General features: G+C 38.9%; 11 protein-coding genes, 1 other RNA gene and 1 pseudogene. 7 read left to right on the top strand and 6 right to left on the bottom strand.

Annotation, left to right across the window (positions count from 1 at the left end; genetic code table 11):
* Positions 1-474: 474 nt before the first annotated feature.
* Together ACN19N_RS04065 and ssrA are read left to right on the top strand one after the other, a co-directional pair.
* Positions 475-733 (top strand): annotated as a pseudogene (locus tag ACN19N_RS04065) (RND transporter); the annotation flags it as partial.
* Positions 734-952: 219 nt separating this feature from the next.
* Positions 953-1,312, top strand: a transfer-messenger RNA (tmRNA) gene (ssrA, locus tag ACN19N_RS04060).
* Positions 1,313-1,686: 374 nt separating this feature from the next.
* On the opposite strand, the gene ACN19N_RS04055 is transcribed toward ssrA, so the two are convergent.
* From ACN19N_RS04055 to ACN19N_RS04045, 3 genes are all read right to left on the bottom strand, one after another.
* On the bottom strand, positions 1,687-3,213 hold the full coding sequence (locus ACN19N_RS04055; RefSeq protein ID WP_269229798.1) for a DHA2 family efflux MFS transporter permease subunit: 1,527 nt from the start codon (positions 3,211-3,213) through the stop codon (positions 1,687-1,689).
* A 6-nt stretch (positions 3,214-3,219) separates the two neighbouring features.
* Complete coding sequence (locus ACN19N_RS04050; RefSeq protein WP_420002010.1) at positions 3,220-4,368, bottom strand: HlyD family efflux transporter periplasmic adaptor subunit; 1,149 nt, start codon at positions 4,366-4,368, stop codon at positions 3,220-3,222.
* 267 nt (positions 4,369-4,635) lie between these two features.
* Complete coding sequence (locus ACN19N_RS04045) at positions 4,636-5,133, bottom strand: thioesterase family protein (RefSeq protein WP_004663409.1); 498 nt, start codon at positions 5,131-5,133, stop codon at positions 4,636-4,638.
* Between the two features lie 171 nt (positions 5,134-5,304).
* On the opposite strand from ACN19N_RS04045, the gene hemB reads away from it, so the two are divergent.
* A complete protein-coding gene (hemB, locus tag ACN19N_RS04040) occupies positions 5,305-6,318 on the top strand; it encodes a porphobilinogen synthase (protein WP_269229796.1) in 1,014 nt (337 codons plus the stop codon).
* A gap of 79 nt (positions 6,319-6,397) precedes the next feature.
* Positions 6,398-7,519: a glycine oxidase ThiO gene (gene thiO / locus ACN19N_RS04035; RefSeq protein WP_420002009.1), complete on the top strand. Its 1,122-nt coding sequence runs from the start codon at positions 6,398-6,400 to the stop codon at positions 7,517-7,519.
* Here the strand turns inward: thiO and ACN19N_RS04030 are convergent.
* A complete protein-coding gene (locus ACN19N_RS04030) occupies positions 7,505-8,410 on the bottom strand; it encodes a TIGR01777 family oxidoreductase (protein ID WP_420002008.1) in 906 nt (301 codons plus the stop codon). The genes thiO and ACN19N_RS04030 overlap by 15 nt on opposite strands.
* A 72-nt stretch (positions 8,411-8,482) precedes the next feature.
* Positions 8,483-8,932 carry an ABZJ_00895 family protein gene (locus tag ACN19N_RS04025; protein WP_269239205.1) on the bottom strand — a complete coding sequence of 150 codons (450 nt, stop codon included), beginning with the start codon at positions 8,930-8,932 and terminating at the stop codon, positions 8,483-8,485.
* 613 nt (positions 8,933-9,545) lie between these two features.
* Here ACN19N_RS04025 and ACN19N_RS04020 point away from each other — a divergent pair.
* The gene (locus tag ACN19N_RS04020; RefSeq protein WP_269239666.1) at positions 9,546-10,199 is read left to right on the top strand and encodes a hypothetical protein; all 654 of its coding nucleotides are present in this window, start codon (positions 9,546-9,548) and stop codon (positions 10,197-10,199) included.
* Between the two features lie 6 nt (positions 10,200-10,205).
* Positions 10,206-10,592: an SMI1/KNR4 family protein gene (locus ACN19N_RS04015; protein ID WP_420002007.1), complete on the top strand. Its 387-nt coding sequence runs from the start codon at positions 10,206-10,208 to the stop codon at positions 10,590-10,592.
* A gap of 53 nt (positions 10,593-10,645) precedes the next feature.
* Here ACN19N_RS04015 and ACN19N_RS04010 read toward each other — a convergent pair whose 3' ends face one another.
* Positions 10,646-11,428, bottom strand: a complete 783-nt coding sequence (locus tag ACN19N_RS04010; RefSeq protein WP_420002006.1) for a crotonase/enoyl-CoA hydratase family protein — start codon at positions 11,426-11,428, stop codon at positions 10,646-10,648.
* A 163-nt stretch (positions 11,429-11,591) separates the two neighbouring features.
* Here ACN19N_RS04010 and ACN19N_RS04005 point away from each other — a divergent pair, with 163 nt between their 5' ends.
* Positions 11,592-12,842, top strand: coding sequence for an exonuclease SbcCD subunit D (locus tag ACN19N_RS04005; protein WP_420002005.1), 1,251 nt, complete (start codon positions 11,592-11,594; stop codon positions 12,840-12,842).
* The last annotated feature ends 7 nt before the right edge of the window (positions 12,843-12,849 follow it).

The raw sequence follows: 12,849 nt of genomic DNA, 5'->3' as shown, positions 1-12,849 counted from the left end.
AGAATAGAATTTCAAAACGATTCCAACTGGTTGATCAAACAAAGAATGCATATACTGCAATTCAACACTTAAAAAACAGTATCATCGCTTGAATCCACATATCTTAAATTAGTTAATTTTAAAAAACTCATAAGTGATACAGGCAAAAGTCCGATAAAATAAACAGCTAAAAACTGATAAAAATTTTTATGAACCGTAAAATCCTCAAAACTAAGCAGTTTGAATATGTTCGCATATTCATATTTCTTTAAATTTGTAGCGCTGTATATAACTAGTATTGAAAATGTAAAAAGGCGATAAAAATACTTATCGCTTTCTATTTCATAAAAATACATTAAGAGTGAAAAGACATTCTTTTAAGGTTCATCACCTAAACCAAAACCGCCGAAAGTAGGACTTTCAGTATCACCCTCACCCAAATCAAAACCGCCAAACAGTTTAAAATGTAAAATAAGGATTTAATCAGTATATGAACTGCCTGATCAATGTATTCTGTATCAGTACATACAGGCACATGGTCAAGCACTTGTTCATCCCGACATGCCAATCAGCTTTCACATTTGTGTTATTTTGAAGGCAGTATCAACTATCTGGATGTGATTGATTCGGATCGGATCGGATCGGATCGGATCGGAATATCTTGCAGCAAGAGCAACTCGCTGCACAGCTTCATGGTAGTCGAATGATTGCCAGTGTAGATATTATTCGGGCTTTAGGTGGTGGATGGCATTAACCTAAGCTGCCGAGTGATATGCAATTGTTTTAATGAAGGGATATAAATGCATATTCCGTCTTTGAAGTTCCAATTTAACTAAACCTTAAAAAGCTAATTCTTTAAAGATATGCTATTAATTTATGATTTCAATTAGATTAGTTTTCAACCACAAACCTCAAAGCCTGTAAATTTAGATTTAAATTTTCAATATTTATGCTATGATGTTCGTTCATATATGGGGATGTTATTGGCTTCGACGCTGGTGATGAAGCTCATAGATGCATGCCGAGAGCGCATTTTCTCTCGTAAATAAAATTTGCATTTTAATAGTCGCAAACGACGAAACTTACGCTCTAGCTGCCTAAGGGCAGCTTGTCCGCTTCACTGAATACTTGTGGTCAGTGAACCCGACCGAAGCGCACGCACACAAGTCCGTATAAGGTCAAGCCTCGGGGCTTTATACCAAACTTAGAGGATCGCACCTTGTACCCTGTTCGTCGGGTCGCTTGGTGTTAAAACAATAGACGATATCTAAGCATGTAGTATTCTCGAGTGTAGTGCTGGCGGACGCGGGTTCAACTCCCGCCATCTCCACCAAATACTTAAATTTATATGCCCGAATATGGGGATATATAAGACTAAAAGGCTTGAACTATAATGGTTTAAGCCTTTTTTCTTGCCTATATATAACTGATCATAACTTTATATAATATTGCTCGCCGTGTATCCCTACGTGTATCCTTGAAGAAAAATTGAAACCGCAGGGATACAAAGAAATGAAAAGAGAAGAAATAAAACGCCGCCCCTTACCCAAGTTACGCCTTAAATTTGGCTCAATTAGGGACGCTTTGCATTTCAAATCTTTGTGCAACAAAGCCACTGGACGGTATAAACACTCACATCAGATTTAAATAAAAAACTCGGATGAATCAATCCGAGTTTTTTAAAGAAAAATTGATTATCTATCAAAATTAATGTGGTGCAGGTCCACCCGTAATTGCTTTAGGTTTTGGACTCATCCAAATTAATGCACTCGCAAAAATAAATACAATTGCTAATAACATAAACACATGATTAGCTGAAATCGTAATCGCTTCTTTATCGACTAAATTTGCAATCGTGGCGAGTGTTGCATCGGGTGAAAAACCATTTTGCAACAAGGTATTTTGAACTTCTTGTGGGTGCAAATTATTCACCATTTCACTACGAGCTACTTTCGTGTGATCATCCCAAATTGTCACTGCAATTGAAGCGCCAATCGCCCCTGCCATTGTTCTCAAGAAATTCATTAGACCTGCGGCAGAAGCCATTTCTTGAGCTAAGACAGAACCCATCGCAATATTTGACAGTGGAATAAAGAAAAATGGCACTGCAAAACCTTGCAAAATTTGTGGCCATGCTAACGACATAAAGTCTGCATCTGTAACCCAAAAAGCTCGCATGACCGTAACCACACCCAACAATGCTAATCCAAAACTAGCCAATGCTCTTGGGTCATATTTGGTTGATAACTTCGCAACAATTGGCGACATCGTCAAACTACCAAAACCCATAGTTGCAGTCAGATATCCTGCCCACGTGGCGGTATAACCCAAATTGATTTGCAACCATTGCGGAATTAAAACGATACTGCCAAAGAATGCACCGAAGCCAAATGCCAATGCTGAAACAGAAACGGCAAAACCTCGATGACGGAATACATACAGGTTAACCACAGGATGCTTTTCTGTGAGTTCCCAAATCATGAAAACAATAAAGCCAACAACTGCTGTCAATGCCAAAACAATAATACTAGCACTGTTAAACCAATCTCGTTCATGCCCAAGGTCTAGCATCAATTGTAAAGCACCAATCCAAAGCACTAACAAACCTAAACCAACTGCATCAATTCGTAATTTCTCAGTTTTAGTTTCTGCTACAGACAGCAAGCGGATGGCTGCCAATACACAAAAAATTCCCACAGGGATATTAATAAAGAAAATCCAATGCCATGACAGATTATCACTAATGAGTCCGCCTAAAATTGGTCCTAAGATCGGTCCAATGACGGTTGTCATCGCCCAAAGTCCCATTGCCTGTGCATGTTTTTCTGGTGGGAAAATTCGCATTAACAAGGTTTGGCTGAGTGGCATGAGTGGACCACCACAAAGTCCTTGACCAATACGGAAAAATACCAACATTTCTAATGAGGTTGCTAAACCACATAAAAATGAAAAGATGGTAAAGCCGATCAGTCCAAACACAAACACTCTGACAGTGCCAAAACGTCCTGCTAACCAACCTGTGAGTGGAACGCAGATTGCTTCGGCAACGGCATAAGAGGTAATTACCCAAGTCCCTTGAGAGCTGGAAACGGCTAAGTTACCAGTAATATGCGGGACTGAAACATTGGCAATGGTGGTATCAAGCACCACCATAAAGTTGGAAAGTGCAATGACAAATGCGGCGAGCAGTAACCGCCCGCCGCTAAGTTCTGCAAAAGGATTCTGCGTTTTCATGGCTGATTACTTCGATGCGAGATCAATGTCCGCTTGCATCGACAACCCTACACGCAATGGATGTTCTGCAAGTTCTTTTGGATCAAGTGTAATACGTACAGGTAAACGCTGTACCACTTTAATCCAGTTTCCTGTCGCATTCTGTGCTGGAATCAAGGCAAATGCCGCACCTGTCCCGCCAGAGAAGCCCTGCACAGTCCCATGATAAACCACATCATCACCATACAGGTCTGAATGAAGCGTTACTTTCTGCCCTGCTTTCACTTTAGCAAGCTGACTTTCTTTATAGTTTGCGTCGACATACAGCGCAGATACAGGCACCACTGACATCATCACAGTACCTGGTGCAACACGTTGTCCAATTTGAATATTCTTGCGTGTCACCACACCATCAACAGGCGCCCGAATAACGGTACGCTCTAAATCAAGCGTTGCTTGCTCAACATGGGCCTTTGCAACCAAAACATCAGGTGTTGATGCTTCATTTGCCCCTTGAATCAATGCTTCATTTGCAGCAAGTGTACTTTCTGCGGCTTTACGGCTTGAAGTTGCTTGCGCCAAACCCGCTTGGGCTAAATCTAAGCTTGCTTGTGCTGTCGATACAGCACTTTGCGCTTTGCTCAATTCCTCTTTAGAAATCGCTCCTGAAGCAGCAAGTTCATTACGACGCTTTAATTCTAAGTTAACTTTATCAAAATCTGCTTGCGCTTTACTTAGTTGTGCTTGTGCACTATTAATTTCATCATTGCGAACCACAACTTGAGAATTCAATGAGCTACTATTCGCTTGGCTTTGTTTGTATTGGCGTTGCGCTTTTGCCAATTCAGCTTGTGCTTGTGCCAACTGGATTTTGGCGTCACGCTCATCTACACGAACGAGAACATCACCCTTTTTAACTTGTTGGGTATCTTTCACCAAAACTTCAGCGACTTGCCCACTGACCATTGAGGTAATTTGTGCCGTTTCCGCCCCAACATAGGCATTATCGGTACTAACAGCATGGTTAAAGAACAACGCCCAAATAGCATACAAAATTGCTGCAAGGATAAGAATAAGTGCGAAAAATCCTAAAAACTTTTTACGTTTTGCTTTCATTGCATCATCTGATGCCGAATTAGCAGCAATATCTTGTTGATTAGCTTGGGCGTCAGTCATATGTTATTCCTGAAAAATTAAAGGGATTTTTAACTTTTGGTTTAATCAGCCGATCAGTCTAGTTTTTTTAACTTAACCAATTGTTAAAACCTAAGATCAAAATACAAACAAAAATTTAAATCGCATTTTAACGATAAAAAATCATATGACGAGAATAAAAAAAATAACTGATGCGTTCAATTCTTATATTTTGATAATTATTTTTACTTCACTTTCATTTAAACAATAAAAAAGCGTCAAAAGACGCTTTCATATCGAACACTATACTTAAAAGGCGTAAGAAGCGATTGCCGTTGCAATTGGTTTAGCTTCATCATTGAGCATCGTCATACGCATGGTACAGCCTTTACGTCCTAAGCGTAATGTTTCCGCACGCGCAGTAAAAAACTGACCACGACCCGGAGCAAGATAATCAACACGCATATCTACAGTTGCTAAACGCGATACTTTCTTAATCGTGTCAGGTAAATCTTCAGGGGTTGCACGGCGATAAAGTTGTTCCATTGCAACCACGCCACCAATACTATCCAGCAATGTCGCAGCAACACCACCATGCAAAATTTGGAAGGCTACATTACCGACCAACTCAGGCTGCATCTCGATATAACCTTCAATTTGATCATCAACAACGCGCATGCTCATGCCACAATGCTTAAAAAATGGTGAAGAATTAAATGCTTTACAAAGCTGCTTTAATACCACGTCATGATCGGCTTTAGCACCTAACTGAATATTGCCTGTCCAGTTTTTCTTTACATCATTCATACGCTGTCTAAATCCAAAGGAACGATAAACATCCCATTATTTTGTACAAATCTAAAATTATGGGGCTACAATAGCGAGGATATTTAATTGAACTTAGCCGCTAAGCTCTCCCTAGCATGACTTAAATATTTCAATTATTCCTATAGTGTAATACTGAACATCGAGATTGTTATGACTTATACGTTCAATCGTCCCGCTTTTCCCGCGACTCGCATGCGCCGTATCCGTAAAAATGACCAACTTCGTGCCATGGTCAGTGAAACACAACTCACAGCTAATCATTTGATTTATCCAGTATTTGTATTACCGGGACAACAACAAACTCAAGATATTCCAAGCATGCCAAATGTGCAGCGTCTATCTGCTGATTTATTACTCAAAAAAGCAGAAAATTTGCTCGAACTCGGTGTTTCAAAGCTTGCTTTATTTCCAGTAACGCCACAAGAAGACAAAAGTTTAACGGCGGAAGCTGCATGGCATGAAAATGGTTTGGTTCAAGCCACTTGTCGCTTACTGAAAAAAGAATTACCAGAAATGGTATTGATTACCGATGGCGCACTTGACCCTTATACCACACATGGTCAAGACGGTATTATTGATGAAACGGGTTATGTTTTAAATGATGAAACGGTTGAATGCCTAGTCAAACAAGCCTTAAGTCATGCGCAAGCAGGTGCTGATGTTGTTGCTCCTAGTGACATGATGGATGGACGCATTGGTGCGATTCGCCAAGCACTTGAACAAAATGGTTTTATCTATACCAATATCATGGCGTATTCAGCAAAATATGCTTCAAGCTTCTATGGTCCTTTTCGTGATGCAGTGGGTTCAGCAAGTAATTTAAAAGGTGCAAATAAATATAATTATCAAATGGATATCGGCAATCGTGCCGAAGCATTACATGAAATTGCACTTGATATTCAGGAAGGTGCAGATATGGTGATTGTAAAACCGGGCATGCCTTATCTGGATGTCGTTCGTGAAGTGAAAGATACCTTCGGCGTGCCGACTTTTGTCTACCAAGTCAGCGGTGAATACGCCATGCTTGCAGCAGCGATTCAAAATGGTTGGTTATCTGAAAGCGTGATTTTAGAGTCATTGATGTGCTGCCGTCGTGCGGGTGCAGATGGTATTTGGACCTATTTTGCCGAAGAAGCAGCGCGTAAACTCAAAGAGATGAGATAGCAATCTCCCTTGCTGAGCTAAAACACTCCTCACCTCTTTAATATCAAAGAGGTGAATTTTTAAATTGGTTTAATTTTTTATGCATATTGCCATTATTGGTGCGGGTATTAGCGGCTTGATGTCAGCGTTAGAACTTGCTGAACAAGGTTGCTCTGTTGATATTTTTGATCAACAACAAGCAGGTCAGGCTGCCTCATGGGCAGGCGGTGGAATTCTTTCCCCGATGTACCCGTGGCGATATGCACCAGAAGTCAACCAACTTGCACAATACGGTAAATCGCTGTATCAAATGTGGAATGAAAAACTTCTGCCTATCACGGGAATTGATTTTCAAATCCACGACACAGGTATGTTGATTTTTGATCAAGAAGATTTTGAAGTTGGACTCAATTACGCATCAACTCATCATGAGCCAATGCAGCAGTGTGATTTGTTAGATCGGAAACAACTTGAAGCAGTAAATCCTCATATTTCAGAAAAATTCCAACAAGCCATTCATTTCCCACAACTGTCGAATGTACGTAATCCTCGTTTATTACAATCTCTCATCAGCTATCTTAAACAGCACCCCTTAGCTCGTTTTTTTGAACACTGCCCAATTGATCAACTGATTGTTAAAAATAAAATAGTACACGGGATACAAACCCAAAACGGTCAAGTTTTTCATGCTGATCATGTTGTTCTGACCTCGGGTGCATGGAGTCAATATTGGGAAGAACACATACATCGAAAAATTCCTGTGTATCCCATACAGGGGCAAATGCTGCTGTTCAAAACACCTGAAAACTGGTTGCCTACCATGTGTATGAACCGTGTGATGTATCTCATTCCACGTCAAGATGGTCATATTGTCTGTGGTTCGAGTATGGCTGACTGTGGTTTTAGTACGGCTGTGGATAAGCAAACACAGCAAAATATTTTAAATGCATGTTTAGACATGGTGCCTGAGTTAAAACAATTCCCCATCGTGAGCCGCTGGGCAGGTTTACGTCCTAGTTCACCTCAGGGCATTCCTTATATTGGTGAAATGCCTGATATAGCCAACTTATGGGCAAATTTCGGACATTTTCGCAATGGTCTATGTATGGGGGCTGGTTCAGCGCAATTGTTACGCCAACTCATTTTAAAACAAGCACCAATTGTTGACCCAAGTGCATATTCACCAAGTCGTTTGAAGAAAAAAAATTTAGTGATCCAATAATATTTCAGTTAAGGCTTGCTCTAAATTTGGATACTGAAATTTAAAACCATGACTGCATAATGCCTGAGGCGTTACATATTGACCATTTAAAATTAATTGTGATTGTTCGCCTAATGCTAATTCAAACACACATTTAGGCATCGTAATGAAAGGTTTACGTTTCAAAACTCGTGCGGCAATATCAGCAAAACCTTGTTGATTGATTTGTTCTGGAGCAACTAAATTGTAAACTTTTTGATCAGCCTGTAATTGAAGTAAAAAAATGATTGCTCTTAAAACATCTTGAATATGAATCCAAACAATAGGTTGCTGACCTGATCCAATCTTGGCAATCACATTTAATTTGATGGGTAATAACATCTGCGGCAAAATACCACCATTACCAAACACAACACCTAAACGGATAATTTTAGTATTTTGTTGATTAAATTTTAATGCAGTTTGCTCCCAAGCTTGGCAAAGTTCAGACATAAAAATTGCTTGCGGAGGCGTATTTTCATCACAAACATCCACCCAATGCTCTTGAGGATCAATACCATAATAGCCAATTGCTGAGCCAGAAATAATACATTGGGGGAAAATACTTTTTTGCTGTAACCATTGATAAAGCTGTTCAGTCATATCAACTCGGCTTTGTATCAGTTGTTTTTTTCTTTGATTAGTCCAGCGTTTTTGACCAATATTTTCACCAGCCAAATTGATCACATAATTAATTTCAATGACTTTGATTTCATCTAAATCATTCACCCATGTTAAATCTGAATCATAAGAAGCTTTATTTTTTTGTCGTGTCAGTGCAATCACTTGAAAATTATTTTTCAATAGAAAAGGTAAAAGATGAGAACCAATAAACCCACTTGCACCTGTCACCAATACCGTCATTTTTTTCATGGATTGATCTATCAAAAATGAATCTTATTAAAAGTTTTAGCAGAATACAGGTGAATTACAAGTGAACTTTACTCATACCTTAAACATCTTGTTCGCCATCCGTTGTGCTTGTGCGCCATAAAACCAATATGTAATTAAAAATAACGGTGCTGCAATCATCAACCAAATTGCAACGACAGTAATTAAAAACATGGGTTGCTTGAAATATAAAATAAAATTTTGCCAAACGTCGGGATCTTTACGTGCAAAAATAAACAATCCTAAAAGTAAGCCACATGCATTGTAACCCCAAAAAATGAGGCTAAATCCAAGGCTTAATCGTTTCTTTTCCGAGAGGGTTGGTGCGCGATGTTGTTTTTTTAGAAATTTGAATAAAACAAAAATCATTGCAATTAAATAAGGAATAGCTGTAAGCACTCCTCCAATGCTATTAGGTAAAATTGCAGCGATGACTCCAGCGATTAGGCTAGAAATCAAGCACACAATAAAAAACCAAAGGTAATACAAACGCAATGAAATCATGTAAATAAACCAAATCTAATCTACTTCAAAAATAATTATAAATTTTTTTCACTTTTTTTTCATTTTTATGTCAACCAATCCACACCTAGCAGCGTTATATAGGGTACAAGGTCGCAGCAACCGAATGTTCATTGCACGGCATCCGCAATATTTTTCGGTGACCTTTCATTATGACTCTCCATCTTTAACAATGGCTTTGTTAGCAGCCAAAGCCGTTGAAAAAGATTTTGACCGACGATTTATCATCACTCGAATCGTCGGTTTTTATTTTTTATAATGCTCAAAAATAAAAGAATCAGAATATAAACCATGTCATATCTATTGAAATTCAATTTTCAAGTTCACAATGCGATCCACATCTGTGTTCAGTTAAGACTATTAGGAAAATAGAAAATCTTTCAATTGAATATTATCCTATTAAAACAAAAGTGTTCACGACAGTATATTGCAATGCCCGATGCCATACCATCCACTGGGTGCTGTAACTGTTATTGGCAAAGCTATTTCCTGAATTTAGATCATCACGTCTTTGCTCGATATGAAATTGATGAGAATGCAAAATGACAATGCTATACTAAAATTCATAAAATTAAGCAAGTTAAGCACTATAAAAATGAAATGTCCAAACTGTCAGGTTGACGTTGTAAATGAAAATATCAATATCCAAACGGATATGGGGAAATGCCAAGTTTGCAATCATATTTTTCGTGTTTCTGAAAATTTTGATACGCCAACATATGCGTTTGATATCAATCAACCACCACGTGGTACTTGGTATAAAAACAATCTGCAAGAAATAAAATTGGGTGCAACACTAAGAAGCCCGATTGCCTTCTTTTTAGTACCCTTTATGTTGATTTGGTCTGGTGGCTCATTGGGTGGCATTTATGGTACTCAAATCGCAAAACAACAATTTAGCCTTTTACAAAGTTTATTTGGTATCCCCTTTCTGATTGGAACCATCATTTTTGGTTCACTTACACTGATGATGCTATTCGGTAAAATCGAGCTCACCATTAATCAACAAGGTGGACGTGTTTTTACTGGAATTGGCAGAATAGGAAAATCAAAATACTTTAATTGGCATGACGTTAGTCGAATTAGAGAAAACCGTTCAACGAACTCATCCAATAAACAGCAAGCTCAAATTGTCATTGAGGCAAATCAGCCTATCACATTTGGTCTTGGACTCTCTCCAGAAAGACACCACTACCTATTTCATGCATTGAAAAGAATACAATCACAATATAAACCTGAGCGAAGATAAATCGTTATGCCATTCCCAATAGACAAACAGTATATAACTGCGGCTGAACAAGTATTGAATCTTACTTTTCCTACATCGTTTAAAAATAAAATGATGATTGAAAATGGTGGTGAATTATTTCTTGCAGAAGATGATTGGCAACTTTTTCCATTCTTTGATGAGTCTGATCAAAAAAGAAAAATGCGTGCATGCAACCATATTGTTCATGAAACCAAACTTGCAAGAACATGGCATGGCTTCCCTGAACAAGCAGTTGCTTTCGCTCACAATGGCTGCGGTGATTATTTGATTTTTCTTCCAGAAGCTTTCAATCAAAATGTATTGGCAGAATCCATTTTCATTTGGTTTCACGAAACAAATGAAGTGGAACAGATCACGACTTCTTTCTTCTGATTTTTAGAAATATTTACCGACAATTCACAATGACATGAATTGTCGGTTTATTTTTATTGACCTTTAAACTGTGGTGGACGTTTCTCAAGCATGGCACGTACGCCTTCTTGAGCATCTTGCGATGCAAATAATGGCTTAAGGTAACTGTCCATATTCTGAAATGCAAAAACCTCTCCCTGAGTGACCGCATCAGTTGCTGAAGCCAACAATGCTTGCAATGCAAGTGGCGCAGCAATACAAATTTCTTGTGCAATCTCAATAGCGCGATCAAGCTGCTTACCTTTTTCAACAATTTCAGATACGAGATTCAATTCATTGGCTTTCTGAGTATCAAAGGTTTTCCCTGTCAATAAATATGGCATGGCTTTTTGCCACCCTGCTGCCTGCACAAAACGTACGGTTGCGCCACCAAAAGGCATAATTCCACGTAGCACTTCAAGCTGACCAAAAATCGTGTCTTCGCTAGCGACGACGACATCTGCATTCAACATCAATTCGACCCCAGCGGTATAACAAATCCCTTGCACAGCTACGATCACAGGTTTAGTTCGATGCCGACCACCGACACCCCAAGGGTTAATTTGACCTTCTTCGAAACTAAAAATTCCTTGAGGGATTTTGGGTTGTAATTCAACAAGGTCTAAACCCGCCGTGAAATGATCACCATGTGCAAAAATCACAGCACAACGTAGTTTAGGATTATTTTCATATTCGGTTAAAGCTAAAGATAAATCTGCAATCATATGACTATCAAAGGCATTTCGTTTTGCCACTCGGTTTAAGCCAATCAACATAATATGATCAATAATTTCGCGGCTGACTTTTCCTAAGCTCATTTTCTATTTCCTCATTTTATAATGATGTCTTTGATACCAAACTAGTTGATCGTTTAAGAATGATCAAGGCATATCTTGTAGGTATTTTCTACTTAGCGAAGCTCTGCTTTTTGATTGAATCCGTGCTACCTTATTCTCATTCATTTCATCATTAGATTCATTTATGACCGTGCGTTTTTTTCATACGTCTGACTGGCATTTGGGACAATTTTTTTATAACCATTCTCGTCATTACGAACATGAACAATTTCTGGCATGGTTACTTGAGCAGATCAAAGCCAAACAGCCGCATGCATTATTCATCGCAGGTGATGTTTTTGATGTAATCAACCCGAGCTCACAGGCACAAAAACAACTCTATCAATTTCTTGCTGATGCACATGAGCTTGCCCCACAGATGCAAACCTTAATGATTGCTGGCAATCATGACTCAGGTTATCGCATTGAACAAGTTGAACCTTTATTAGAAAAATATAATGCCAAAACAGTCGGTGTGATTCGTTGGAACAAAGATAAAACGCTTAATTTAGAACGTCTCATTTTGCCGATTTATGATCAACAAAAACAGATTGTGGCATGGTGTATTGCCCTGCCATTCCTGCGTTCAGCTGAAATCACAGGTTTTAATGAACACACCACCAATAGCCAAAATGCGATTGCCTACCTACACCAACAATTAATAGAGGAAGCCAAACGTCGTAAAACCGATGATCAAGCCCTAATCCTGATGTCACATGCCCACATGCAAGGTGGAGAAACTTCGGATTCTGAACGCCCCATTATTATTGGCAATCAAGAAGCGCTTTCGACTACGCTGTTTGATGACAGTATTGATTATGTAGCGCTTGGACATCTGCATAAACCACAAAAAGTACAACATCCCCATATTCGTTATAGCGGCTCACCCATTCCACTTTCATTTAGTGAAATCAACTATAAACATCAAGTGGTTGAAGTCACCATTGATCATACAAAAAGTGAAAATTCATTTAACTTTGAAGCTTTGCCAATACCCCGAAGTATTCAACTGCATAAAATTAAAGATGAACTCAGTGTAGTCATGCAACGTCTGCGCAATCTACCAAATGAACCGATCGAAAATCTTGAGCAACGTGAATATGTGGATATTGAATATCACACCACGACGCCACCACAGCCTAATTTACGACAACAATTTGAAGATGCATTGCCCAAAGATCGCTATCGACTGGTTCGCATTTCCAGACAATATCTATCCAATGAAAGCAATGCAGAGAGCAAGCAGAGTATTAGCTTAGAACCTCCGACACCCGAAAAACTATTTCAGCAAATTTGGGAGAAAAAGGGCTATCACGCTGATGATGAAGTGACCAAAGACTTTTTAAGTCTCGTTGCTGAAGCACAGAAAAAACTTGAAGATGACCAAACTGCTTAAGGATTTG

This window comes from Acinetobacter sp. LF10, assembly GCF_048585715.1.
In the GTDB taxonomy this organism is placed as follows: domain Bacteria; phylum Pseudomonadota; class Gammaproteobacteria; order Pseudomonadales; family Moraxellaceae; genus Acinetobacter.
Note: the sequence above shows the minus strand (reverse complement) of the source record. Positions and strands in the feature narration are given on the sequence as shown.

Coding starts and splice junctions, on each gene's coding strand:
- ACN19N_RS04055 (WP_269229798.1), bottom strand. CDS start 3,213: ATGAAAACGCAGAATCCTTTTGCAGAACTTAGCGGCGGGCGGTTACTG.
- ACN19N_RS04050 (WP_420002010.1), bottom strand. CDS start 4,368: ATGACTGACGCCCAAGCTAATCAACAAGATATTGCTGCTAATTCGGCA.
- ACN19N_RS04045 (WP_004663409.1), bottom strand. CDS start 5,133: ATGAATGATGTAAAGAAAAACTGGACAGGCAATATTCAGTTAGGTGCT.
- hemB (WP_269229796.1), top strand. CDS start 5,305: ATGACTTATACGTTCAATCGTCCCGCTTTTCCCGCGACTCGCATGCGC.
- thiO (WP_420002009.1), top strand. CDS start 6,398: ATGCATATTGCCATTATTGGTGCGGGTATTAGCGGCTTGATGTCAGCG.
- ACN19N_RS04030 (WP_420002008.1), bottom strand. CDS start 8,410: ATGAAAAAAATGACGGTATTGGTGACAGGTGCAAGTGGGTTTATTGGT.
- ACN19N_RS04025 (WP_269239205.1), bottom strand. CDS start 8,932: ATGATTTCATTGCGTTTGTATTACCTTTGGTTTTTTATTGTGTGCTTG.
- ACN19N_RS04020 (WP_269239666.1), top strand. CDS start 9,546: ATGAAATGTCCAAACTGTCAGGTTGACGTTGTAAATGAAAATATCAAT.
- ACN19N_RS04015 (WP_420002007.1), top strand. CDS start 10,206: ATGCCATTCCCAATAGACAAACAGTATATAACTGCGGCTGAACAAGTA.
- ACN19N_RS04010 (WP_420002006.1), bottom strand. CDS start 11,428: ATGAGCTTAGGAAAAGTCAGCCGCGAAATTATTGATCATATTATGTTG.
- ACN19N_RS04005 (WP_420002005.1), top strand. CDS start 11,592: ATGACCGTGCGTTTTTTTCATACGTCTGACTGGCATTTGGGACAATTT.